Annotated in this window: 28 protein-coding genes and 1 pseudogene; all 29 read left to right on the forward strand. The window is 34.2% G+C overall.

What is annotated here, in order from left to right; translation table 11 throughout:
- Positions 1–78 precede the first annotated feature (78 nt).
- Positions 79–1,128: a glycosyltransferase family 2 protein gene (locus B5E92_RS06690; RefSeq protein ID WP_087300459.1), complete on the forward strand. Its 1,050-nt coding sequence runs from the start codon at positions 79–81 to the stop codon at positions 1,126–1,128.
- Positions 1,125–2,042 carry a GT-D fold domain-containing glycosyltransferase gene (locus B5E92_RS06695; RefSeq protein WP_158095202.1) on the forward strand — a complete coding sequence of 306 codons (918 nt, stop codon included), beginning with the start codon at positions 1,125–1,127 and terminating at the stop codon, positions 2,040–2,042. The genes B5E92_RS06690 and B5E92_RS06695 overlap by 4 nt, the downstream gene beginning before the upstream one ends.
- A 20-nt stretch (positions 2,043–2,062) precedes the next feature.
- The gene (locus B5E92_RS06700) at positions 2,063–3,085 is read left to right on the forward strand and encodes a glycosyltransferase (protein ID WP_087300463.1); all 1,023 of its coding nucleotides are present in this window, start codon (positions 2,063–2,065) and stop codon (positions 3,083–3,085) included.
- 11 nt (positions 3,086–3,096) lie between these two features.
- Positions 3,097–3,834: a 3-deoxy-manno-octulosonate cytidylyltransferase gene (locus B5E92_RS06705; RefSeq protein WP_087300465.1), complete on the forward strand. Its 738-nt coding sequence runs from the start codon at positions 3,097–3,099 to the stop codon at positions 3,832–3,834.
- Positions 3,827–4,630 (forward strand): 3-deoxy-8-phosphooctulonate synthase, encoded by an 804-nt coding sequence (gene kdsA / locus B5E92_RS06710; RefSeq protein WP_394337372.1) that lies wholly within the window; start codon positions 3,827–3,829, stop codon positions 4,628–4,630. Before B5E92_RS06705 ends, kdsA begins: the two co-directional genes overlap by 8 nt.
- Before the next feature lie 2 nt (positions 4,631–4,632).
- Positions 4,633–5,598, forward strand: a complete 966-nt coding sequence (locus B5E92_RS06715) for an SIS domain-containing protein (RefSeq protein ID WP_087300469.1) — start codon at positions 4,633–4,635, stop codon at positions 5,596–5,598.
- Positions 5,595–6,059 (forward strand): HAD family hydrolase, encoded by a 465-nt coding sequence (locus B5E92_RS06720; RefSeq protein ID WP_087300471.1) that lies wholly within the window; start codon positions 5,595–5,597, stop codon positions 6,057–6,059. The genes B5E92_RS06715 and B5E92_RS06720 overlap by 4 nt, the downstream gene beginning before the upstream one ends.
- A 64-nt stretch (positions 6,060–6,123) precedes the next feature.
- Positions 6,124–6,966, forward strand: coding sequence for an ABC transporter permease (locus tag B5E92_RS06725; protein WP_087300473.1), 843 nt, complete (start codon positions 6,124–6,126; stop codon positions 6,964–6,966).
- 10 nt (positions 6,967–6,976) lie between these two features.
- Entirely contained in the window at positions 6,977–8,260 is a 1,284-nt protein-coding gene (locus B5E92_RS06730) for a polysaccharide ABC transporter ATP-binding protein (RefSeq protein WP_087300475.1), read from the forward strand.
- The gene (locus tag B5E92_RS06735) at positions 8,232–9,308 is read left to right on the forward strand and encodes a polysaccharide pyruvyl transferase family protein (protein ID WP_158095203.1); all 1,077 of its coding nucleotides are present in this window, start codon (positions 8,232–8,234) and stop codon (positions 9,306–9,308) included. Before B5E92_RS06730 ends, B5E92_RS06735 begins: the two co-directional genes overlap by 29 nt.
- A gap of 166 nt (positions 9,309–9,474) precedes the next feature.
- A complete protein-coding gene (locus B5E92_RS06740) occupies positions 9,475–10,479 on the forward strand; it encodes a hypothetical protein (protein ID WP_087300478.1) in 1,005 nt (334 codons plus the stop codon).
- A 40-nt stretch (positions 10,480–10,519) separates the two neighbouring features.
- Complete coding sequence (locus B5E92_RS06745) at positions 10,520–11,383, forward strand: metallophosphoesterase (RefSeq protein WP_087300480.1); 864 nt, start codon at positions 10,520–10,522, stop codon at positions 11,381–11,383.
- A 1-nt stretch (position 11,384) separates the two neighbouring features.
- Complete coding sequence (locus B5E92_RS06750; RefSeq protein WP_087300482.1) at positions 11,385–12,554, forward strand: nucleotidyltransferase family protein; 1,170 nt, start codon at positions 11,385–11,387, stop codon at positions 12,552–12,554.
- Positions 12,555–12,563: 9 nt separating this feature from the next.
- Complete coding sequence (locus tag B5E92_RS06755; protein ID WP_087300484.1) at positions 12,564–13,427, forward strand: hypothetical protein; 864 nt, start codon at positions 12,564–12,566, stop codon at positions 13,425–13,427.
- A gap of 77 nt (positions 13,428–13,504) precedes the next feature.
- On the forward strand, positions 13,505–13,846 hold the full coding sequence (locus B5E92_RS06760; protein ID WP_087300486.1) for a PqqD family protein: 342 nt from the start codon (positions 13,505–13,507) through the stop codon (positions 13,844–13,846).
- Positions 13,843–14,250 (forward strand): hypothetical protein, encoded by a 408-nt coding sequence (locus B5E92_RS06765; RefSeq protein ID WP_087300488.1) that lies wholly within the window; start codon positions 13,843–13,845, stop codon positions 14,248–14,250. Before B5E92_RS06760 ends, B5E92_RS06765 begins: the two co-directional genes overlap by 4 nt.
- A gap of 70 nt (positions 14,251–14,320) precedes the next feature.
- Entirely contained in the window at positions 14,321–15,442 is a 1,122-nt protein-coding gene (locus tag B5E92_RS06770; RefSeq protein ID WP_087300490.1) for a radical SAM protein, read from the forward strand.
- A complete protein-coding gene (locus B5E92_RS06775; RefSeq protein ID WP_087300492.1) occupies positions 15,435–15,887 on the forward strand; it encodes a S24/S26 family peptidase in 453 nt (150 codons plus the stop codon). Before B5E92_RS06770 ends, B5E92_RS06775 begins: the two co-directional genes overlap by 8 nt.
- A 2-nt stretch (positions 15,888–15,889) precedes the next feature.
- A complete protein-coding gene (locus tag B5E92_RS06780) occupies positions 15,890–17,644 on the forward strand; it encodes an ABC transporter ATP-binding protein (RefSeq protein ID WP_087300494.1) in 1,755 nt (584 codons plus the stop codon).
- A gap of 11 nt (positions 17,645–17,655) precedes the next feature.
- The gene (locus B5E92_RS06785; RefSeq protein WP_087300496.1) at positions 17,656–18,390 is read left to right on the forward strand and encodes a tyrosine-protein phosphatase; all 735 of its coding nucleotides are present in this window, start codon (positions 17,656–17,658) and stop codon (positions 18,388–18,390) included.
- Entirely contained in the window at positions 18,387–19,199 is an 813-nt protein-coding gene (locus B5E92_RS06790) for a hypothetical protein (RefSeq protein ID WP_087300498.1), read from the forward strand. Before B5E92_RS06785 ends, B5E92_RS06790 begins: the two co-directional genes overlap by 4 nt.
- A 10-nt stretch (positions 19,200–19,209) precedes the next feature.
- Positions 19,210–20,580 (forward strand): polysaccharide biosynthesis tyrosine autokinase, encoded by a 1,371-nt coding sequence (locus tag B5E92_RS06795; protein WP_087300500.1) that lies wholly within the window; start codon positions 19,210–19,212, stop codon positions 20,578–20,580.
- A 5-nt stretch (positions 20,581–20,585) separates the two neighbouring features.
- Positions 20,586–21,983 carry a polysaccharide biosynthesis tyrosine autokinase gene (locus B5E92_RS06800; protein ID WP_158095204.1) on the forward strand — a complete coding sequence of 466 codons (1,398 nt, stop codon included), beginning with the start codon at positions 20,586–20,588 and terminating at the stop codon, positions 21,981–21,983.
- A gap of 29 nt (positions 21,984–22,012) precedes the next feature.
- Positions 22,013–23,182 carry a BTAD domain-containing putative transcriptional regulator gene (locus B5E92_RS06805; protein ID WP_087300504.1) on the forward strand — a complete coding sequence of 390 codons (1,170 nt, stop codon included), beginning with the start codon at positions 22,013–22,015 and terminating at the stop codon, positions 23,180–23,182.
- Positions 23,183–23,266: 84 nt separating this feature from the next.
- Positions 23,267–23,419 (forward strand): LysR family transcriptional regulator, encoded by a 153-nt coding sequence (locus B5E92_RS06810; RefSeq protein WP_204245246.1) that lies wholly within the window; start codon positions 23,267–23,269, stop codon positions 23,417–23,419.
- 102 nt (positions 23,420–23,521) lie between these two features.
- On the forward strand, positions 23,522–24,169 hold the full coding sequence (locus B5E92_RS06815) for a LysR family transcriptional regulator substrate-binding protein (RefSeq protein ID WP_087300506.1): 648 nt from the start codon (positions 23,522–23,524) through the stop codon (positions 24,167–24,169).
- Positions 24,170–24,246: 77 nt separating this feature from the next.
- Complete coding sequence (locus B5E92_RS15805; RefSeq protein ID WP_239406416.1) at positions 24,247–24,387, forward strand: hypothetical protein; 141 nt, start codon at positions 24,247–24,249, stop codon at positions 24,385–24,387.
- Positions 24,388–24,414: 27 nt separating this feature from the next.
- Positions 24,415–25,188: pseudogene (locus B5E92_RS06820) on the forward strand (NAD(P)H-binding protein); the annotation flags it as partial.
- A 16-nt stretch (positions 25,189–25,204) separates the two neighbouring features.
- A complete protein-coding gene (locus tag B5E92_RS06825; protein WP_087300508.1) occupies positions 25,205–26,143 on the forward strand; it encodes an NAD(P)H-binding protein in 939 nt (312 codons plus the stop codon).
- Positions 26,144–26,150 lie beyond the last annotated feature (7 nt).

Raw genomic sequence — 26,150 nt, forward strand, 5'->3', positions numbered from 1 at the left:
TTTTAATACTGTTTAACTAAAAATGATGAAAGTTTATTGAATGGCAATTAATGCATTGAGGAGGTGAAATTTAAAATAATGAAATTATTATCGATAATAATTCCGGCATATAACGTTGAATGTAGTATAAAAAACTGTTTAGATAAGATTATTTCTATTTTAAATGACAATTATGAAATTATAGTAATTAATGATGGGAGTAGAGATTTAACATTAGATATTTGTAATAAATATGCGAAAAAATATAAACATGTTAAAATAGTTTCTATTAATAATGTTGGTGCTGGTGCAGCGAGAAATATCGGCATTAATATTTCATCAGGAAAGTACCTCATGTTTTGTGATGCAGATGATTCGTATGATGAAGTAGAGTTAAATATGTTAGTTAATAAACTTGAAAAATATATGATGAAATGTGATTTATTATGTTTTGATTATAGAAATGTTTGGAACGGTGAAGTAGAAGCTAAAGAAAACTATTATTCTAACAAAATAATTTTTAAAGATAGTAATGATAAAATAGATTATATCTCAAGCAAAGATGCTCACATATTTTCTGGATACTCGGTTTGGAATAAAGTTTATAAAAAAAGTATAATTATTAGCAATCAAATATATTTTCCTGAGAGAGATATGTTAGGGAATAAAGATGATTGGGCAGAAGATTTAGTTTTTAATTTACAATATTATTCGTGTATAAAAAATATTTTGGTAATTAATGATCCTGTATATTTATTGACAAAACATGGAATAAAGAGTGAGCAAAATGATAACAAATGTTTAAATAGAATTGAACATATGAGTAAATTGTTGCTTTATTTTGAAAATAGCAAAGCATTTATAAATAATATTAATAAGTGTATGTGGATAATAGCAATTTGGCATATTAAAAGATATTTATATTTGGATATTAATAATACTAAGCCAAAAGTGGTATATAATATTTTGTCTTTTAATGATAGAACTGTTGAGTGGTTAAAGTCTTCTTTAAAAAATTGGAATATGATTAAAAATAGATGGTCGGAAAAAGAAGCTTTAGATTACAAATATTTAATACAATATTTAATTAATGGAAATAATTTTTTATATAAATTGAAAAATTATTATTTATGGAGAATAAGAAGATGAGTAATTTCAATATAAAAAAAATACTTATATTATTTTATGAGTTTTGTTATGAAAAAAAAAGAATATATATTTTAAGATTACGTTATAGACTTAGGATTATGTCACCTGATAGGACGATTAAATATATAAAAAAAAATAATTGCTCTATAGCTAGATTTGGCGATGGTGAATTTGATTTGATTTTTAAAAAAAGAGATTTACATTTTCAAAATCAATCAAATAATATTTCTACAGGATTAAAAAATGTATTGCAAAATAAAAATAAAAATTTATTAATTTGTATTCCTAGATGTATGAATACTACATTAGGATGTAATAATCATTCTAAAACATTTTGGATAGAGTGGGGAAAAAATAATCATCATCAAGAAATTGTTGATATGTTAAGAAACTATGTTGGAAAAAACTATTTATTTGGAGATTCACAAATTAGCCGACCATATATTGATTGGAAAAATAGTAAAAGAGCAAAAAGAACTTTCCCCAAATTGAAAAAACTATGGAGCAACAAGAACATAATTATTGTAGAAGGAGAGCAAACAAGACTTGGGGTAGGAAATGATTTGTTTGATAATGCAACATCAATAAAAAGAATATTGACTCCTGCAATTAATGCTTTTGACTATTACGATAACATATTTGAAGAAATAATAAAAAATCGATTAAATGAAGAATTGATAATAATGGCTATTGGACCAACTGCTACAGTTCTTGCATCTGATTTATCAAAACTAAATATTCAAGCGATTGACATAGGAAATATTGATATTGAATATGAGTGGTATATTAGGAGGGCAAAAAAAAGAGAGGCTATACCTGGTAAATTTACAAATGAGGCTAATGATGGTAGGGTTTATACAAGCTGTAATAACAAAAAGTATCTTTGTGAAATTATTTGCAAAATTGGTTGTTAAAATGGGAGGAGGGTGATTAGATGGAGCTTGTTTCAATTATAGTACCAGTATATAACGTTGAAAAATACTTATCTGAATGTATCGAAAGTTTAATTAATCAAACTTATAAAGAAATTGAGATTATATTAATTGATGATGGATCTACAGATTTTTCTGGAAAAATATGTGATGATTATTCAAAAAAGGATCAGAGAATAAAAGTAATACATAAGAATAATGAAGGTCTATCTCAAACTAGAAATATGGGTATTGAAATTGCAATAGGAAATTATATATGTTTTGTAGATAGTGATGATATAGTATCTCCCAGATATTGTGAGATATTATACAATCTATTAAATGATACAAATTATGATTTTAGTGTTTGTAATACATACAGATTTATAGATGGAGAAAAAATTGAATTATTAAATAATAAGAATTTGACTACAGTTATATCAAATAGAGATTATTTTTCTAATCAAATTAATAAAAAAACAGAATTTGGTGTTTGGAATAAATTATTTAAAAAACAGTCATTGAACAATATAAGGTTTAAAAAAAATAAATTGCATGAAGATGTTATATTCTCTGCAGATTTATTTATTAATTTGTCAAATGGTGTTATAATTACTGATTCACAATTGTATTATTATCGTCAAAGAGAAAATAGTATTGTTCATAGTAAATCACAAAAATCGTGTATAGATTTTATTTATGCAGGACGATATTTAATAAAGACATCAACTGATTATTGTCCGGAATTAAATAAAGAATGCCTTTTTTACGCTATAAATTATCCCTGGAGTTTTGTAGATAATATTTATTTGCAAAGATCTTTTTTTTTAAATAAGAATTTTTTAGAGGATTTACAAAAATTAATAAAAGATTATAAAAAAGAATATTCTAGTTTAGTATATATAGACAAAATAAAGAAAAATAGAATTATGTTATTTGGTAGCAGTAAGTTTTTATATTTTTTTAATGTCTATTTACGTTTGTTAAGAGTATATATATATAGAATTTTGCATATTGATCCATATAAAGATGGACATGGAGTATAGGAGGAAGAAAAATGAAAATTATAGGAATGATACCTGCTCGTGGAGGGTCAACGAGATTTAATAATAAACCATTAGCAAAAATTTGTGATAAGCCAATGGTTTACTGGGTTTGGAAACATAGTAAAGAAGTAGAATGTTTTGATGAAGTTTATGTTGCAACTGACAGTGAAGAGATAAAACAAACAGTAGAAAGTTTTGGAGGAAAGGTAATCATGACTTCTTCTGATTGTGAAACAGCAACAGAAAGATTATATGAAGTTTCAAAAAAAATAGATGCTGATTTATATGTTATGGTCAATGGTGATGAACCATTAGTTATGGCTGAAGATATAGTTAAATGTATACCGGAAAAAATTCCTGAAGATGGATTTTATGTATCAAATTTGATGACGGATTTTTCAAATCCAGTTGAAGTAGTAGATCCTACAAATTTAAAGATTGTTACTAATAAAGATGGGATCTGTTTATTTATTTCAAGAGCACCTATTCCTTTTCCAAAAGGTGAGATGAACTATGTTTATCAAAAATTTGTTGGTGTTGGAGCTTTTACTAACAAAGCATTAGAGTATTATCATAATACACCTAGAGGTCCTATTGAAAAAATAGAAGAAAATGATTCTTTTAGATTTATTGAAAACAGAAAAGATTGCTACTATATCAATGCTCACTGTAAAACACTATCTGTAGATACTCCAAAAGATAGAGTACAGGTAGAAAGATATATGAGAGAAAATAATTTAGATAAATAAATTAAGGGGGGAGATTGATATGTTTACGTTATATGCAGGACCATGTGTCATTGAATCAGAAGAATTAGTATTGAATGTAGCAAAAGAAATTTCAGATATTTGTAAAAGACTAGAAATACCATATGTATTTAAAGCTTCTTTTGATAAAGCTAACAGAACATCTATTAACAGTTTTAGAGGACCAGGATTAGAGGAAGGATTAAGAATTCTAAAAAAAGTAAAGGATGAATATGGATTGCCAATCATTACTGATATTCATGAATCATGGCAGGCAGAACCAGTAGCAAAAGTTGCTGATGTATTACAAATACCGGCTTTTTTATGTCGACAAACAGATTTGTTAGTAGCAGCTGCTAAAACAGGAAAAAAAATCAATGTAAAAAAAGCACAGTTTCTTGCTCCATGGGATATGAAAAATGTTGTAAACAAGCTTAAAGAAGCTGGATGTAACGACATTATGCTATGTGAACGAGGAAGCTGTTTTGGGTATAATAATCTGGTTGTTGATATGACTGGAATCATTGAAATGAAAAAATTAGGAGTACCAGTTGTTTTTGATGCTACTCATAGTGTTCAAAAACCAGGTGGGAAAGGTAATGCAACTGGAGGAAATAGGGAATATGTTGAATATTTAGCTAAAGCTGCTATTACATGTGGTGCAGATCATTTATTTATGGAGGTACATCCTGATCCAGATAATGCAAAATCTGATGGACCAAATATGGTAAAACTGGATGATTTAGAAGATATATTAAAAAGAATTATTAAAGTTTATGATGCTGTAAATGAGGAATAATTATGGATCTGATTAATGAAGCAAAAAATGTATTCGATATTGAAATAAATGCTTTACAGGCTACAAAGCAAGCTATTAATAAAGATTTTGAAAAAATATTAGAATTAATATTGTCTTGTAAAGGAAAAGTTATATTGACTGGAATGGGTAAACCTGGGCATATTGCTACTAAAATGGCAGCAACATTTGCTAGTCTAGGAACTCCTTCTTTTTTTATGCATCCAAGTGAAGCACAGCATGGTGATTTAGGGATGATTGAGAAAAAAGATATTGTTATGTTGATGAGCTATAGTGGTGAAAGTGAAGAAGTCACTAAACTAATTCCTGTTTTAAAAGAAATTGGTCCAATTACTATTGCAATAACTGGAAATGAACATTCCACTTTAGCTAAAAGTTGTGATTATAAATATGTTTTTCCACATTTTGAAGAAGCATGTTATATGCATTTAGCACCGACTTCTAGTACTACAGCATTATTGGTATTAGGAGATGCTCTTGCTGTAGTGGCATCAAAATGTAAAAACTATACCAAAGAAGATTTTGGGTTACATCATCCAGCTGGATCTTTAGGAAAAAAATTATTAGTTAAAGTAAAAGATCTAATGCATGAAGAAAATGATAATTCCATAGTAATTGAAGGGGAAACACTTCAAAAAGCAATCGTTGAAATGAGCAAAAAAGGACTTAGTATGGTTTCTGTTGTAGATAAAGAAAATAACCTTAAAGGAATTATTACAGATGGCGATCTTAGAAGAATGCTAGAAAAAGGAATAGATGTATATAAAGTAATAGTAGATGATGTAATGACAAAAAATCCAGTTAGTATTGATTATCGAGAGTTAGCAGTTAATGCAATGCAAAAGATGAATGAAAAAAATATTACTTCCTTACCAGTGTTAGATGATGATAATAAAGCTATTGGTGCTATATTGCTTCAGGATATTATTAAGGCAGGAATAGTTAGATGAGTAAGATAAAGATGTTAGTAATGGATGTTGATGGTACTTTAACTGATGGACATATTTATATAGGAAATGACGGAGAAATAATGAAATCATTTGATGTAAAAGATGGCTATGCAATAGCGCATATATTACCGGAAAATAATATTATTCCTGTAATAATAACTGGTAGAAAATCAAAGATCATTGAAAATAGAGCTAAGGAATTGAAGATTACTGAACTTCATCAAGGAATCATAGATAAGCTATCTAAATTAAAAGAAATAATTGCTAAATATGGATTAAAACCAGAACAAATTGCATATATAGGTGATGATTTAAATGATTTAGAATGTATTAATTATTGTGGTTTTAAAGGATGTCCTAATGATGCAGTAGAAGAGGTTAAAAAATCTGTTTTATATATTTGTAAACAAAACGGTGGTAATGGTGCTGTTAGAGAATTTATAGAAAAAATGATAATTTAAATGATTTTATATAAATGTAAATTTTATTGTTTCATAGTATTAATATGCAGTAGGAGGAAATTAAATGAATGAGCACTGGACAACGGTTATTAAACCTAAAACTAGGCTTTTAGATTTAAATCTAAAAGAATTATGGAAATATAAAGATTTAATAGTGATGTTTGTTAAAAGAGATTTTAAAACAATGTATAAACAAACGATACTTGGACCATTATGGATTGTTATTAACCCTATGATGACAACATTAATGTTTACGATTGTATTTGGTGGTATTGCTAATATTTCTACTGATGGAATGCCACAATTTGTTTTTTATATGGCTGGTAATACTTTATGGTCATATTTTTCTACCTGTTTAACTAAGACTGCAAATACATTTATAGATAACTCAGCAGTTTTTGGTAAGGTTTATTTTCCTAGGTTAGTAACACCTATTTCAACGGTTTTATCTGGGTTAATAAACTTTTTTGTACAGTTTTGTATGTTTATGATTTTTGTTTTATACTATACACTTACTGGAAATGCTGTACATCCTAATACATATATATTGTTAACACCGTTTTTATTGTTAATAATAGCTATGCTTTCTTTAGGATTTGGAATTATTATTTCTTCTTTAACAACTAAGTATCGTGACTTAGCAGTATTAGTAACATTTGGTGTTCAATTATGGATGTATATAACTCCAATCGTATATCCTATTTCACAGTTATCTGCAAAAGGGCAAAGTATTATGTTATTGAATCCAGTAGCTCCAATTGTAGAAACTTTTAGATATGCATTTTTAGGTAGTGGAACTATACCATGGTTTTATTTGGGAATTGGTGTTATTACAACACTAATTGTTTTATTTGTTGGAATAATTCTATTTAATAAAGTTCAAAAAACATTTATGGATACTATTTAAGGAGATATTTATGGAAAGAGAGACTGTTATAAGAATAGAAAATGTCAAAAAACAATATCGTTTGGGAGCCATAGGTGGAGGAACATTAAGAGGAGATCTACAAAGCTGGTGGGCGAGAAAAAGAGGGAGAGAAGATCCAAATTTAAAAATTGGTCAAGAAGTATATTCATCCAATGAAAAGTTTTATGCATTGAATGGTATAAGTTTTGAGGTATATAAAGGAGAGCGGTTAGGAATAATTGGTGGAAATGGTGCTGGTAAGTCTACAACACTAAAATTACTATCAAGAGTAACAGCTCCAACAGAAGGAAACATATATATTAAAGGAAGAATATCCAGCATGCTTGAAGTAGGAACTGGATTTCATCCAGAGTTAACTGGAAGAGAAAATATATATTTAAATGGTGCAATACTGGGAATGAGTAAAGCAGAGGTAGATAGTAAAATAGAAGATATTATTGATTTTTCAGAATGTCGGCAATTTATAGATACTCCAGTGAAAAGATATTCATCAGGAATGTATGTAAAATTAGCATTTTCAGTTGCAGCACATTTAGATTCAGAAATATTAGTAATGGACGAAGTATTGGCAGTTGGAGATATGAAATTTCAACAAAAATGTTTAAAAAAGATGAGCGAAGTGGCCGAAAATGAAGGACGAACAGTATTATACGTTAGTCATAATATGAATACAATTAGGCAGTTGTGTGATAGATGTGTTGTTTTGGAACATGGTAAAGTAATATTTAATGGTGAAGTAGAAGCTGCAATAGCAAAATATATGGGAATGGATATTGGAAGAAGTAATAATAATATTATAATTCAGCCGTCTATGAGAGATTCAAATTATTCAAAACCAAATATATGTATTGAAAAAATAGAATTTGAAAATGAATCTGGTGTTTATAAAACAGGAGAGGTAATAAAATTTAATATTGATATAAATAATAGTTCTGCAGAAAAAGATAATGTTTATTTAAGAATTATGGTTAATACATCTGATGGAAATACAATAATGATGTCTTCTACGGAAAAAGCAATTAGCTTAGAACTGGGTATGAATAATAAGCAAACTTTTTGCTTTGATTCATCAAATATAGTACCAGGAAATTATTCATTATCGTTTGTTCTATACAGGGTTGGAGAGTATGGTGCAGATAAGAACGTAGATGTTTTACGAGATGTTTATAATTTTAGTGTTACAGAAAGTATCGGATTTAACCATAATATGCCATGGAATACTCAATGGTGGGGACATATATCTAATGGATATATTAAACAGGTTGAAAGGTAATATAGGCATGAATATAAAAAATATTATAAGGACAATATTATTTAAAAGTAATGCAATAAAAAGGTTTAGATTATGGCAAGTAGATGTTTTTCCATATATTAAAATGAAGTGGTTAAATCCAAAAGCTGTTTTTTTAGTTAATACTCCTATTCATGGTAATCTTGGAGATCATGCAATTGCAAAATCAGAAATAGATTTTTTGAATAGGTTAAATATTAAATATATCGAGTTAACAGGAATGGATTTAGATATTCTAGATTCTTATAACAGCATAGACCTTATGAATAATAGAACAATTCTAATTCAAGGTGGGGGAAATTTAGGAACGCTTTGGCCTGTAGAAGAAAAACGAGTCAGAAAAATAATTGCCAATAACAAAAGGTCTAAAATTATATTATTTCCTAATACAATATATTATGCTGCTAATGAAGAAGAAGACTTAAAAAAATCAATTGAAATATACAATTCTCATCCAAATCTGATAATTTGTGCAAGAGAAAAAACATCTTATGATTTTATGAAAAAAATATACAAAAATGTTATTTTAATACCAGATATGGTAATTTTTTTAAAAGAAAATAATATCCAATTTAATAGAGATGGTTGTCTAGTTTGTTTAAGAAATGATAAAGAAAAAACAATGACATCTGATACAGAAAGGGAATTGATTGATATACTAAGAAAAATATTTTTTGATAATATAAATATTACTGATACAGTAGTCGAACGTCAAATATCTATAGAATTACGTAATGATGAATTAGAAAAAAAATTGAATGAGTTTCGCAAATCTGAAATTGTAATCACAGATAGGCTTCACGGTATGATTTTTTCTGCTATAACTGGTACACCATGCATAGTATTTAATAGCTTAAGTCCCAAATTAAAAGGCTGTTATGAATGGATAAAGTCATTAGAATATATTAAATTTTGTAACAATTTTAATGAGATTCCTGAATTGGTAACAAATTTAGTTGGGAAAAAATATTTATATAAGATACCTGAAATAGACGAATATTATGAAATACTTAAGAAATTGATGTTATAAGATGATTACTATTTTATAACATTGAGAGTAAGTATAATATAAATAAATTTAATATTAAATCTGAGTAGTTACAAATTTGAAATATATCACAATATTTTTAATGTTGATATAGTATATGAAAATAATATAGTTTATAAATTATTTCATAGAAAGAGAGAAAATATAAGTGAAAAAGATAATAAGAAAAACAATTACATTTTTACCTAGTCCTGTTTTATTTTTTTTAGAATGGGTTATAAAAAAACAAAATATAAGAGAATATATATGTTCAATTAGATTAAAAAAATTTTATAGAAAAACTAACTTTTCTAAAATAAATATACAAAATTATAAACTATGTATAATTAATCAAGGAACTTGGGATTACCCATTATTTCAGGTATGTTTTATAAGAAATATGTTACAAAATATTACATATTGTTTAGCAAATGGGTATAGACCTATTATAGAAGTATATAATTCGGAAAAAATTAATTTGTGGACACAATTTTTAAAACAACCATATGAAGGTTGTAAAGAAATAAAAAATGAAGAAATAAAAAAAGCGTCTATTTGTAATGTCAAGGAAGCGCCATTTTATTTTCCAATTTTTCCAACAAAAAAAGATATAGCTTATTTTAATAAATTAATTAAGACATTTATTGTATTAAATGAAGAGACAAAAAATTATTTTTTTCAAGAAGAAAAAGAGATATTGGGTAAAAACAAAAGAATTGTTGGGGTTTTATGTAGAGGGACTGATTATACTGATAACCAACCCCAAGGACATCCTATCCAGCCAGAAGTAACAGAAGTTGTAGCCATGGTAAAGGAAAAAATGGATGAATATAATTGTAGTTATGTTTATTTAGCTACAGATGAAGAAAAAATTAAAAGTATATTTGAAAAAGAGTTTCCTGGAATTGTACTTACAAATAAAAGAAAATATTATGATGAATTTTATAATATTAAATCAAAAACAGGAGGCGATGCTACTAGAATTTCTTGGATTCATTTTAATAGAGAAAATGATTCATATTATAAGAGCTTAGAATATATTTCTTCTATAAATCTTTTATCAAAATGCAATCTATTAATAGCAGGTAATTGTGGCGGGAGTAGAGCAGCCTTGTATTTGAATAATAATAAATATGAGTTTTTTCACTTATTTAATAAAGGATTATATGAATAATTTTTTTAATGTAAGATTAATTATAGGTTTATAAATTAATATGAGAAAAACAATTATTAAAATGATTATGATAGTTATACTCTGCCTATGCATGATCACAAGTTATTTCATTTATGTCTCATATTATAAGGTAGAAGTCACTGATTATGAAATATCAAGTGCAAAGATAAATAACGATGTAACCATTGTCACGATAGCTGATGTACATGATCAGTATTGTAAAATAAAGGACCAAATAGTAGACAGAATTGAACAGTTGAATCCTGATATTATCTTGTGTGTCGGGGATATCATTGATAGCGAATCTTCAGATGATGAAAGTATTATTGAATTTTTAGAATCGTTAACTGAAATAACAGAAGTTTATTTTAGTCTGGGCAACCATGAACTCGAATATGCTGATAGTAAAAAATTAATAGAAAACATAAAAAATATTGGAGTTACAGTACTGGATAAGGTATATCAGGATATTGAAGTGAATGGAAACACGATAAGGATAGGCGGTATGTATGATTATGCGTTTAGTCAGGAAACTGGTGATATCGATCAAAAAACGATGGAAAGTGATGTTTATAATTTTTTAACTGAAATGAAGCAGACATCATCGTTTCAGTTAATGATGGCTCATCGTCCGGATAGTTTTATTTTTGGTAAGGCTTATAAATGGGATTTTGATTTAGTTGTTAGCGGTCATTATCATGGTGGACAAGTAATCTTGCCATATGTGGGTGGTTTATATGCTCCAGAATTAGGATGGTTTCCGGAAGTGGATTATGGTCATTATAAATTAGAAAATATGGATATGATTGTTACAAGGGGAATTAGCAGTAGCGATGAAATGTTTCCAAGATTTAATAATCCACCGGAAATAGTTTCGATTACATTAAAGGCAAAAGAGGGGTAATATGAATAGTGAAATGATTACATTATTAAAAGATGCACGTTTAAATCAGATATCTAAACCAATAAGACTTGATTATTCAAAACTGTATGAGCTGTCTAATCAACATCAAATTAGTGCTTTGATTTTTAATCAAATTTATAGTTTTGACGACTTTCCAGTGGAAATAAAACAGAGATGGAAAAGCGATGCTTTAAAAATTAATGCTTTCCAGACTAGAAAAACGATGAAGATTCTTCATCTATGTAAACAGTTTTCAAAGCAAAATCTTAAGGTACTGATAGTCAAGGGGCTTATCTGCCGGTCATTATATCCACAACCCGATAATCGTCAGTCAAATGATGAAGATTTATATGTTCAAAAAGAAGAGTTTGAAATAGTAACAGAAATCTTACTTAAGAATAACTTTACGATTGTTTCAAAAAGCGATGACGTAACTACATTTATTGATCCAATTTCAGGATTATCAATAGAGCTGCACACAGCTCTTTTTTCATTGGAATCAAAAGCCTATGGAAACTATCAAAAATATTTTGAACATGCTTTTGATAAATGTATAGTTCATAAAATTGGGGGAGTAGATGTATATTCACTAGAATATACCCAACATCTGCTGTTTCTGATCCTGCATTTTGTAAAACACTTTTTTCATGGCGGAGTAGGGATCAGACAGGTGGTCGATATCGTGATGTATAGCGAAGCATACGGAGACAAGGTCAACTGGGACAGACTGTATGATATATTAAAGGATCTGAATATCTATGTTCTGATAACCAGCTTGTTTGTCATGGCTCATGATCTGCTGGAATTTGATTATACAAAGATCAGAGTGCCTGAAGGCATCGATAAAAGCGACTATCAGGATCTGTTCGAAGATATCATGGATGCCGGAATCTTCGGGCAGTCGTCATCGGAAAGAATCCATTCAGCGACGATAACCTTGAATACGATCTCTGATGGAAAGACATCGGTCTTAAAAAGCATATTCCCGTCGCTTAAGGAAATGCAGGGGAAATATAAATATCTGAATAAGTATCCGGTTTTACTGCCTTTTGCATATTTTTCAAGGATAGTGAACTATAAAAAGAACAATTCATCAAAAAACAGCCAGAGAACTATCGAAGTAGGGAAACAGAGGATAGAGCTGTTAAAAAAATACAGAGTAATAAAATAGGAGTCAGTTATGTACAGGATAGGACACTTCATATTTGAGATAACGGGTATCAGCGAAGAGCTGATGCCTTTTAATCTGTCAGAATTCAGGACAGAAGAAACACCGGATTATCATTATCATATCGACATCGTCGATGATATAGCCTTTGATGACAAAGACTATATCGTCAATAAACAGACGATAAGGATAGCCAAGAACGGTAAACTGGAAACACGCTATCTGGCTTTGCCGACAGATAACAGATTTTATGCAGAATGCAGAGAAACAGATGAAACACATACGGTGATAAGATTTCATCGGGACTATACCAGATATTTAAATATTGATACGGTCTTCAATTCATTATTATCACTTGAAAGAAGGATGAACAGCTATAAAAGCTATATTTTACACAGTTCCTATATCGTGTATCAGGAACAGGCGATACTGTTCAGTGCCCCAAGCGGGACGGGGAAAAGCACGCAGGCAGATCTGTGGAAGAAGTACCGTGATATAGAAATAATCAACGGTGACCGGACACTGCTGACAAAAGAAGGAGAGCGGTTCTATGCCAATGGATGGCCGGTATGCGGTTCATCGAAGATCTGTCATAATCGCAGATATCCAATAAAAGCGATAGTGATGCTTGAACAGGGACCGGTAAATGAGATAAAAGAGCTGAGCGGAATCGAAAAGACCAGACGTCTGCTAAGGGAGATAACGATCAATTATCACAATCAGGAATATCTTGACAATGCACTGGATTTTATCGGACAGCTGATAAAAGAACTGCCGGTAACTGCTCTCAGCTGTACGATAAGCCAGGAAGCAGTAGACATCCTTGATGACTATCTAAAGGAGGTGGTGCCTATAAGTAATGGAAGCGAAGCTTAAATACAGCTTCAAAACGGGAGGTATTTATCGGGATATAACTATCTCCCTGAAAGACATAAAGAAAGGGAGAGAAAACAATGGATGATGAATTAAGATTTGTTGCCAGAGATGGATTCGTCGTAAGGGAAATACTTGGCGAATACATGTTAGTTCCAATGGATACCGGGAATGTTCATTTATCAGATGGGAGCATGCTGCCGGAATTTAACGGTATCATCGAGTTAAATGAACTAGCCCTGTTTCTTTATAATACTCTGTCAGAACCTAAGACATTCAGCGAGCTGGTAGAAGCGGTAGAAAGCGAATACGACACAGCAGGACAGGATGTTGCAGGTGATGTTAATGAATTTTTGGACAGAGGGATAAAGGATCAGATCATTTTTATTATATCAAGGAGAAAGGAAGAGGAAGACAGATGAAAAGTTATAAAAAACCGGTTCTTAATGTAGAACGTTTCACAGCTAATGAATTTGTAGCTGCATGTGGTGACAGCGGAGTAACTTATTTGTTTACATGTGACGCAGGTGGTGGAAAATCAGGTACTGTGTATCTTGAAACAAATGGAAGTGATGGTCTTCAAACTGGATGGGGAGGAGATCAAAGCTTAGGTGGCTATCATGCCTGCGGTACAGAACATGAAGCAGATTCAGATGATGCTTTTTTAAATGGATACTATGTAACTAAAGAATATGTTGGAGTTTGGCCTTTTGGTCATTATGAAACTACTACTACAGACGTCATAGTATGGCGAGGACCATACAATGATAATGTTCACTGTACTACAAATCTGGATCAGGATTCTTGGGTTACTGGTAAGTCTTAATAGTGGAATGTTCGAATAAAGGTCTGGAGGAGAACAGCCTCCAGCCTTTTTCAAGATAAGGAGGATGCTTATGGAACATGATATCGAATATGAAAATACGGTCGAACGAAGACTGTTTGCCATGGCATATGAAAGACTGGTACCGGTATACGGGGTACTGGAACTGACACCGCTATGCAATATGAACTGTGATATGTGCTATGTCCGTTTGAGCAGAAGTGAAATGGAAGCTCAGGGAAGGATGAAGACCCTGGATGAATGGCTTATGCTGGCTAAGGAAATGAAGGAAGCAGGAGTACTGTTTATCTTACTGACCGGAGGAGAACCGCTGCTTTATCCCTGGTTCAAAGAACTGTATATCAGTTTATTAGAGATGGGAATGGTCCTGACGGTCAATACCAACGGTACTCTGATAGATGAAGAGTGGACTGGTTTTTTTAGCCATCACAAACCACGGCGGATCAATATCACATTATACGGTGACAGCGAAAGCGGCTATGAAAGACTGTGCCATTATGGACAGGGCTTCGATAAAGCAGTCAAAGCAATCGAGGGACTAAGGAAAGCAGGAGTCCATGTCAAGATCAACGGCAGTATGACCAGAGCCAATGTATCATGCAGTGACGGGATCCTGGATATCGGAGAAAGACTTGATGTACCGGTAAGGATCGATACATACATGTGTCCAGGGGTCCGTGAAAGAAGCAGACCGTTTGCATTTCAGACCAGGATGGATCCGGACATGGCTGCAAAGACAAGGATCCATGTACTGCGCCGCGAGATGGGCGATGAAATATTCAAGGCATCATGTCATCATGAATTTGAAAAGATAAGAAATACTCCTGAAGGTGAGGATAAACCTTACGGTATGAGATGCAAGGCCGGGAGATGTTCATTTACGATCAGCTGGCAGGGACTGATGAGACCATGTGTGGTCATGAGCGAACCGAGCGAAGATGTATTTAAGACCGGCTTTAAAAAGGCCTGGGAGAATATAACCGAAAAGACAAAACAGATCATGGGAAGCTCTGAGTGCAGTCAGTGCAGTCTGCGTAAATACTGTAATACCTGTCCGGCATATGCCCTGCTTGAAGAAGGAAGATATGATGCAGTGCCCCGGTATCTGTGTCAATATACTGAACATTCATTGGAGTATATGAAAAAGGAGCTGGAAAAGATCGGCGATGAATAACAGCAGGATGGGGACCAGAGAGTATGTAACGATACTGAAAGGTTTAGTAGATGAAGGAAGAGAAGTCAATATGCATGTGCTGGGAAGCTCGATGGCACCGTTTGTAGTCCATGAACGTGATGTGATCTATTTTAAAAAAACGGAAAGAAAACTGCATAAGGGCGATATTGCTTTTTTTCAAAGGAAGAACGGACAGTATGTGGTCCACCGTATTTATAAGGTAAAGGGAAATCAGTACTATTTTGTCGGTGACAATCAGACAGTTATAGAAGGGCCTATAGATGAAGGCCAGATATTTGCAGCGGTAACTAAAGTAAAAAGGAAAGGGAAGATGATCGGACCAGGAGATTTCTGGTGGGAGTTCTTTGCCCGGGTATGGATAAGGATCATACCTGTCCGGAGATTTTTAGCAAGATTATATGGAATTTTTAATAAAGGAAGATAGATATGGAATCAATAAAAATGCTGATAGAGAAATTTAAGGACGGCAGTATCAAGGAGATGTGGGAAGAGATCAAATGGATGTTTTCCTACGGAAAGAACTATAAAAAGGAAATAGTATTCTATACGATCTTAGGTGTATTTTCTACCGTGATGTCGCTGATCAGTTCTGTTGCCAGCAAGGAGCTGATCAATATCGTAACAGGGATCCAGACCAACCGGGCTCTTGAGATGGCAGTACTGATGGTATCGATGTCGCTTTTCAGTCTGCTTTTCAACCAGGCAATGTCAAGGATCACACTGAAGATCAATATCCGGATCCAGAACGAGATCCAGGCCGATATCTTCGATAAGATAATCGAGGTCAACTGGCTTGATCTGTCAAGATATCATGGCGGTGACCTGCTTAACCGTTTCAGCAGCGATGTAGGAACGGTAGCTAACAGTGCCATCGGATGGGTACCGAATCTGATCATCAATTTTTTCAGTTTCATAGCGACACTGTGTCTGATCCTGTACTATGATCCAACGATGCTGTTTTTGACACTTGCCAATATGCCGATCATGCTGCTGTCATCAAAAGTAATGATGTCGAGACTGAGAAAATACGATATGAAGGTCAAGGAAATGAACAGCGAGATGATGGCATTTGAAACAGAGACCTTCAGCAATATCGATTCCATCAAATCATTCAGTCTGGTGCATCTGTTCAGTGACCGTTTAAAAGGATTCCAGAAAAGATTCAAGGATGTAAGCCTGGAATACAACTGGTTCAGCATCAAATACAATACCATCATATCTCTGTTAGGAATGGTAGTCAGCTTCAGCTTTTACGGCTGGGCAGTATACCGGCTATGGAGCGGAGCGATCAATTATGGAGAGATGACGCTGTTTTTACAGCAGTCAGGACGTCTTTCATCGACGTTCAGTGCGCTGGTATCGATCATCCCGTCAACGATCAGTGCTACGATATCAGCCAAACGTCTGATGGAGATCATCTTCCTGCCAAAGGAACCGCTTGATATCAAAACGAGCGAATATCTAGACAGGATCCAGGATAAAGGATTTTCCTTAGAACTGGAGGATGTCTATTTTTCATATATACAGAATAAAAATGTATTAGTTTCATCTGATCTAAAGGCCAATCCGGGAGAAATAGTAGCTTTGGTAGGACCGAGCGGAGAAGGGAAGACAACGATGATCCGTCTGTTTTTAGGACTGATAACACCGAATCAGGGGAATGCCTATCTGATCGATTATCAGGGGAAGAAATACCATCTTGATGCATCGACGAGATCGCTGTTTGCCTATGTACCGCAGGGAAATACCATCTTTTCAGGAACGATAGCTGAAAACCTGAGAATGGTCAAGGAAGATGCCAGCGATGAAGAAATCATAAAAGCTTTGAAATCAGCATGTGCCTATGAATTTGTATCCCGGCTAGAAGGAGGCATCAATGCCAAAATAGGAGCCCGGGGACAGGGCCTATCGGAAGGGCAGTGCCAGAGAATTGCCATTGCCAGAGCCTTACTGCGTGAGGCACCGATACTGTTATTAGATGAAGCAACGAGTGCCTTGGATGTTTCAACTGAAAGAAAAGTATTAAATAATATCATGATCAATCATCCAAATAAGACATGTATAGTAACGACCCATCGTCCAAGTGTCTTAAATATGTGTCAGAGGGTCTATCGGGTCATGGATACTAAACTAACGGTATTAAGTGAAGAAGAATCTGCCAAGATGGCAATGGATTTTTAGGAGGAGAAATAATGATCGATATACACAGTCATATCTTACCGATGGTCGATGACGGGTGTCAAAGCATCGATCAGGCTTTGCAGATGCTTGATCAGGCTTACCGTGACGGGACTGATGAAATCGTTCTGACACCTCATCTGGCCTATCCTTATCATTTTGAAAATCCTTCTGTCAAGATCAAAGGTCTGTTCAGTGATTTTCAAAGGATCGTCAAAGATGCCGGGATTCCTGTTAAGCTGTATCCTGGCTGTGAGTTCCTGTTCGATTCGGTCGAAAGCTTTTATGAACACTTAGACGAGATCACGACATGCAATGATACCAGATATTTATTAATGGAATTTTTCTTTGATGCCGACGGTAAAAAAATGATCGAAGCAGTCAGGTGTGCTGTTGAAAATGATCTGATACCGGTCATTGCTCATCCGGAGCGCTATGAAAGCATCCAGGTATCCGATCATCTGGCTAAGGATCTGGTGTCTTCAGGAGCACTGCTGCAGATGAACAAGGGCAGTGTCTTTGGAAAATACGGTATGATGGCCAGAGATACGGTCATGGATCTGCTGGAAGCACATTTAATATCCTTTGCCGGAAGCGACGGTCATCATCCAATCCATCGCAGTGCCCGGATGTACCGTGACTATCAGTTTGTAAAGGAGCTTTACGGCAGAGATTACAGTGAAGCGATCTTCAATGACAATGCTGCTAAGATGTTAAGGAACGTTGATATAAGGGGGATGAAAGAGTGAAGAAAAACTGTAAATATTTTATTTTAGGAATCCTTTTAATTATCGGTTACGTAGGATTTATATTTATCCAGGGACGTGATGACAAGGTCGGACATGATCCGCAGATCACGGTACCTCAGACACCGCTGACCGTAAGTGTGACCAGCGAAGAATCGACGCTGCTGCAGGATGTAAGTGCCAGCGACGAGGAAGACGGCGATCTTACCTCACAGGTGTTTATCGAAAGCATCTCTGCTTTTCAGGAAAACCAGACCAGAACGATCACCTATGCTGTTTTTGACAGCGATGACAATCTGATCAGAGCGACCAGACAGCTAAGCTACAGCGATTATCAGGCACCGCAGATCACACTGACTAAAGCACTTGCCTTCCAGTATCTTGAATCAAATGATTCATTAAAGGATTATGTCAGTGCCAGCAGTGTCGTTGACGGTGATCTTACATCGCAGATAGCGATTGAAAACGTTGAATATACAAATGACAGTGAACTGTGGGCAACTTTTTCAGTAACCGACAGCTGCGGTACTGCTTCATCGCTGCGGCTAAAAGGAACCTATCTAAACAGTCAGAGCAATATCGAAATAGAGCTGACAGAGTATCTGATCAGGGTACCGGTCGGGACAGCGATCCGTCCGATGCAGTATGTATCGAATGTAACGTTTGCGGGAGTGAGCGACAGTTCATTAGAAGAAGAGATCGAAGTAACGAACAACTATGATCCATCCGCACCTGGTACATATGAATTTATCTATCGAATTTCACAGGGAGCAGACACCGGTTATACCAAACTGGTAGTAATTGCTCAGTAGGGGGTAAGACATGAATAATCAGAAACAGAATAATGATCTGTTACAGAAGATCGAATGTACAGCAGCCTCGCTTATAAAGAAATCAGGGATACTGTTTATCTGGATCCTGATCTGTGCGATCGGTGTCGATGTCTTTAAGACGCTGACATATGCACCTGAGTATATGTCAACGATGCAGGCTGCCCTGGTATTAGAGGAAAATACCTACAGCCAGCTGGAACAGGCCCAGTCATATATTACGACATTAGACTATATTTTCAACGGTCAGGTCGTTAAGGACTATATAAAGGAAAAGATGAACGTCGATGATGTCGAATACACATGCAATGTATCCAGTCAGAATCAGACCAATATCGTTAATATCTCGGTAACGGCACCGACCAAAAGAGAAGCCTATTATTCTCTGGAATATCTTACCGAATGGTATGTAAACAATGCTGCTCAGTATCATCTGTCTTATGAACTTGATGTGCTGCAGCGTTCACAGCTGAATGAAAGTCCGGTCGTAGCCAATGGCCATTTCAGGAACCTTAGACTAGGCGTGATCATCAGCTTTGTCTTTATCCTGATCTATGCTTTCATCATCTATCTAAGACCAACGGTCAAGACAGCAAACGATATAGAAAAACAGGCCGACTGCCGTCTGTTTGCAAGGATACCAAAGGAACATAAAAAACACGGCCGTCACCGCAAGGATGCAATTTTAATAACATCATTAAAAACAAGCTTTGCCTATAAGGAAGCGGTCAAGAAATTAAGGAGCCGGATCGAAAGCTCAGCCGAGAAACACGGCTACCGTACCTTCATGATCACCAGTTCGGTTGAAAACGAAGGCAAATCATCGATCGCAGCCAATCTGGCTTTATCATTGAGCCAGAACCGGCATAAAGTACTGATCATCGACGGGGATATAAGAAAGCCGTCACTGCATAAGATATTTCAGATCAGGACCGACCGCAGCATCAATCAGTATTTAGAAGGAAAACAGAGCTGGGAAAGCCAGATCGATTATCTGGAAAAACAGAACCTGTCTGTCTTATGCGCTAAACAGGACCTGGAAAACAGTGAAAAACTGATCCAGGACAGACTTAAAGGATTGATCGAAGAAGCTAAAAAGGAATTTGATCTTGTGATCATCGATACATCGCCGGCATACGGGATCAATGAACCGCTGATCATCAATGAATGGGTCGATGCTTCACTTCTGGTCGTAAAACAGAACGAAGCAACGCTTACCCTTATCAATGAAACGATCACCAGAATCGTTCAGGCTAAAAACAATCTGATCGGCTGCATCTATAATTCAAGTGTTGCCGATCTGAGCAGAAATCGAAAAATCTACGGTTACCGCTATGGATACAACCGTTACAGCAGGAGGTAATGACCATGCAGGATAACAATGCTGAAAAGATCGATCTGACAAAGTATGTTGACTACTTTTTCAGGACAGTATTAAAACTGAAGAAACTGTTTATCCTGATCATCGTGATCATGATCGCGATAATGGAGATCAGGACAGTCTTCTTCTTTGAAACGACATACAGTTCGGAAGCTGTATTTGTCGTACATACTCAGGACCAGGACAATATATTTGCCACAAATGATGAAAACGATGATATGTTTACAACTTTCAACGGTCTGATGACCGGACCGATGATGCAGCAGATCATCCAGGAAGGATTAGGTGTCAGTCTGCAGGATATATCGATATCGCTTGCCAAGATACCGGATACCAATCTGGTGCAGCTGCATGTAACAGCAAAGGACGGAGAAACGGCATTCCATGTAGCCAGCTGTATCTTAAACAACTATCATCAGGTAACCGATCTGGTAATGAGCGATGTAGAGATCTCGTTACTGGATACACCGGCAGTAGCTAAAGCACCGGATGCCTATCCTGATTATCTTCGTAACGGGATCATGGGACTGGCAATCGGAATCATTATCTGTTTGGTTATCAGTTTTGCCGTGATCATTTTCAGACATACGATCATCGACAGTGAAGATGTAAAAAATGTCCTACATTTAAACAATATCACTAAGATACCGTATCTGAATGTCAGAAGAAAAAGAAAATCAAAACAGCTGGAACTGCTGCTGTCCAATCCAAGGATCCAGTATTCGTTCCGGCAGTCGTTTCATGATCTGAGACTGCGGTTTGAACAGGAAAACAAAAAGAACCAGAGCAGGGTATTCATGGTCGGCAGCGTCCTGCCAAATGAAGGCAAATCAATGGTGGCATCCAATATCGCCATTTCACTAGCCGACAAGGGACATAAGACCGTTCTGGTCGATCTTGACCTTAGAAATCCAAGTGTCTTAAGGATACTGGAGGAAGATGAATTAAGCGGAAATATCGGCGGCTATTTAAAAGGGGAATACGTACTGGAAGAGGTCATCAATCAGTATCAGGATTATCCGCTTGATGTGATCTATGGTGTGGATTCCTATGAAAATGCTCCGGAACTGCTGTCAAGACCATCTCTGGAAAAACTGATCAGAGCATTGAAAGAGCACTATGAATATGTGATCCTGGATGTACCGCCGCTTTATATATTAGAAGATGCACTGATCATCAGCCGCTACTGTGATACCGGACTGATCGTTATCAAGCAGGATCATGCAAGCGAAGCGGATATCCTGGATTCACTGGAAGAATTAAATGAACATCTTCCATATATCATGGGGACAGTGATCAATCAGGCCAGAGCGTCAGTATTTGGCAGCGAGCATCACCGCTACGGATACGGCTATGGTTACGGCTATGGTTACGGTCATAAATAAATATCAAGACAAACGGAGGAAAACGATATATGTATAAAAGTTTTAATGTTAAAACTTTAGGCATACTGGAGATAAACTATTCAAAGAACGTCTTTCCGGAGCAGGGGAAAAGAAGCCGCCAGGTAGAGCTGCTGATCATCTATCTGATCTTAAACCGTGATAAAAACATCACGTCAAGACAGCTGATCTCCTATCTGTGGGGGGATAAGGAAGATCAGGTAACGATCGGAGCATTGAGGAACCTGGTATACCGTGCCCGCAAGGATCTGAAGAAACTGTATGCCAAGGAGCCGTGCATCCTGTCAAAAGGGCACAGCTATTTCTGGAATCCGGCAGTCAAATGCCAGGTGGATTATGAAGAGATAATGGAACTGAGCGAAAGGATAATGAAAGGAAACGACACCGACAGTCAGTATCGGGACTGCTGTTGGCTGGCAGATAAATTTGAAAATCCGTTTTTACCGGAGCTTCAGGATAATGAATGGATCGGACAGTTAAACAGGAAACTGATAAAGAACTGCTTTGATGCACTTTTCCAGACCATCGATAAGCTGGAAAACGAAGGGCGGTTTCAGGAGATCGTGGAACTGACCGGACATCCGCATCTTGCCGGAATCGAAAACGAATTACTGTTCATCAAAAAGATGAATGCCTATTATCATCTTAAGGAAACAGACAGAGCATTAAAGTACTATCAGGAACTGATGAACAGTTACTATCTGTTTTACGGGATCGAGACAGCACCGCAGATAAAGGAGCTATATCAGAAATGTCTTGATGAAAGACCGCAGGTACAGCTTGATACGATCAGCATCGAAGACTTTTTAGAAAGCAGCGATACATTGAAAGGCGCATTTTACTGCGACTTTTATGTATTCAAAAGGATCTATCGGTTAAATATTGCAGACACCAGAAGCAGCGATCATAAAAGGGCACTGGTGATGCTTACGCTAAGCGGTCAGAGCAGTGAAGAAAATGCGATGAGCGAAGAATCGCAGCGGTTGAAAGATATCATGATGAAGAATCTTAGAAAAAGCGATATCTTTTCACAGTACAGCACGACACAGTATTTTCTGATCATTGAGGCACCAAAGACAGGCGGGATCGAAACAGCGATAGAGCGGATCATCAGATATTTTGACAGGGAAAAGACCCATCCTGAAATCAGTATCAGTAAAAAAATTAAAGAAATCGATTAAAGGCTTACTATCTGGTAAGTCTTTTTTTATATCAGTTTTTTGATATTTATCAATATTCTATGTTATAGTTTTATTGGTGATATTATGTTTAAACAATATATTTATTATTTCATTTCAGTCGTTGAACAAGGGAATTTTTCAGCAGCAGCCAAAAAGCATTATTTATCGCAATCAGCTATTTCTCAACAGATTACAAAATTAGAACATGATGAATTAGGTTTTAAATTATTTGATTGACAAAACTATGTTCCCACTTTAACAAAAGAAGGAGAACAATATTATAAGTTATGTAAACAATTAGATGACTATTATCAAAAAGAATATAAAAAGATAACTGAAATGACCTTAAAGAAAGAAAATAAAATAATTATAGGAATTACAAGTTCTTTTGAAAAAAGTTTTATTCCAATCGTTATTAATAGATTTAAAAAACAATACCAAGTATCTTTTGATGTCAAAGTAGTAACATTACAAGATTGTATTAAACAATTAAAAGAGGGCACTATTGATGTTGGTTTTGGATCAGTAAATGATTTTAGATATGTATCTAATTTAAATTACTATAATATTCTTTCTTCACATGTATGTGTTGTAACCTCATTAAATCATCGTTTAAGCCAAAATAAACTAGTTTCAATTAATGATATCAAAGATGAACCAATTGTAGTATTATCTAAAAAAGTCGGTAATCATTTTTACGAAGATTTCATGAATGCTTTTGAACTAGATGGTATTCATCCTAATATCGTTAAAGAAGTAGATAATCAAAATGATTTCATTTTAGCAATCCAATTAGAAGAAGGAATTGGATTTTCAGCGTTTGAAGTCATTAGTGAAAACGATAATGTTAAAGCTATCCCATTAGAAAATAGTCATCATCATGCTGATTATGCGGTTGGTTATTATCGAAATAATCCTAAAGAATTAGTACCATTATTTGTTAATGAAGTAAATAATTATTATAAAGACTATAAGCAAAACTTATAGTCTTTATAATTTTTTGAGGACTTTTCTATTAAAATGAAAGTGCTATCATAGAGTTAACAAAATAGGAGGGAATAATAATGGGAAAATTTATTGTAACAGGTGTTGATGGAAATTTTGGAAATTATGTTGCTACACATATTGAAAAATTAACATCAAAAGAAAATTTGATTTTTACTTGTCCTTTTGAAGATGGTTTAAAACAATGGCAAGAAAAATGATATGATTGTCGGGTAGCTAATTTTAATCATCGTGAAGGATTAGAAGAAGCTTTTGCAGGTGGCGATGCAATTTTAATTATTTCTTCACCATTTGTAGGAGTAAAAAGACGTAATGCTCATAAAAATGCTGTCGATGCTGCAATTAAAGCAGGGGTTAAAAAAATCATATATACTTCATTAGTAAATGCTCAAGATGAAGAAAATCCAAGTATTGAAAAAATTGATCATGCTTATACTGAAAACTATATCGCTAATTTAGATGTTGATTTTGTTTTCTTACGTAATTCACAATATGCTGAAGCTATGATTACTAGTTATTTTGCTGCTCAAGATACTGGTAATATGATGACTAGCTGTCAAGGTGAAGGACATATGTCTTATATTTCTCGAAGAGACTGTGCTAAAGCTGCTATGTATGCCTTAGTAAGAGAAGATTTACATTATGCAACTTTAAATATCAATGGTCCTGAATCACTTACATTACAAGAATTTGTTGAAGCTGGCAATCAAGCTACAAAATTAAATATCGGAATTAATAATGTAACTGAAGAAGAAACATATGCAGCATTTGATGCTACTGGGGTACCTAGAAATACTGATGGACATTTTGAAGAAGATTCTGTTGCTCCTTATTCATCAGATGGAATGGTTACTTTTGCAAGAGCAATCAGATTAGAAAAAATGAATACTCATACTAATGTTTTTGAATGGTTAACAGGTGATAAACCAAGAACTGTTTCATACATGTTTGAACATGCTGATGATTATCAAGTAGGACAACGTAATAGTACAGATTCATAAAAAAGAAGGTAATAAAATGAGTAAGATTGTTGTTAATGGAGTCGATGGAAATTTTGGTGGGTTAGTGGCTAAATATGTTTTAGATTTAGTAGATAAAAAAGATTTAGTTTTTACAGCCCCAAAAATTGAAAAATTAAAAGAATATCAAGAAATGGGAATTGCAGTTGCCAAAGCTAATTTCAATGATATTGCAGGTTTAGTTGATGTTTTTAAAGATGCTGATAAAGTATTATTAATCTCAATGCCATTTGTTGGTGAAAAACGTAGAATAGCTCATAAAAATGTTGTTGATGCCTGTATGCAGGCTAATGTAAAACAGATTATTTATACATCAGTTTTATCAGCTGCTCATCCTTTTAATCCTAGTATTGAAAATGTTGACCATTCTTATACAGAAGCAATTATTCAAAATTCACCATTAGATTATATCATTTTACGTAATTCATTATTTGTAGAAGCTTTTACTAGTGATTATATGCGTGCTGTAGCTGCTGGTGAAAAAACTATTTCTAAAAATATGGGTGATGGTAGAGTATGGTTTATTTCTCTTAAAGATTGTGCTTATGCTGCTGCCTGTGCTTTAAACAATCATCTATTACATCGGGAAATTTTAAATATTAATGGTTTAGAACCAATATCTTATAGTGATTTTCTAGCGATAGGAAATGAAGTTACTAATAATAATATTACATATACTAAATTAACAGATGATGAGTTATATGCTTACTTTGATTCAATCGGAGTTCCTCGTGATACTGATGGTGATTTTTCTAAAAGTCCAATTCAAGCTACATCTGAAGGAATGGTTACTTTTGGAACTACTGTAACGCAAGGTTATTTAGATGTACCAGTTAGTGATTTTAGTTCATTAACAGGTCGTTTACCACTTTCAATTAAATATATCTTTGAACATGTTGAAGACTATCTTTTAGGTGATCGTCATCCAACTGAATAAATCCAGG

The sequence above is a fragment of the Erysipelatoclostridium sp. An15 genome (assembly GCF_002160675.1).
Taxonomy (GTDB): Bacteria; Bacillota_I; Bacilli_A; order Erysipelotrichales; family Coprobacillaceae; genus Thomasclavelia; species Thomasclavelia merdavium.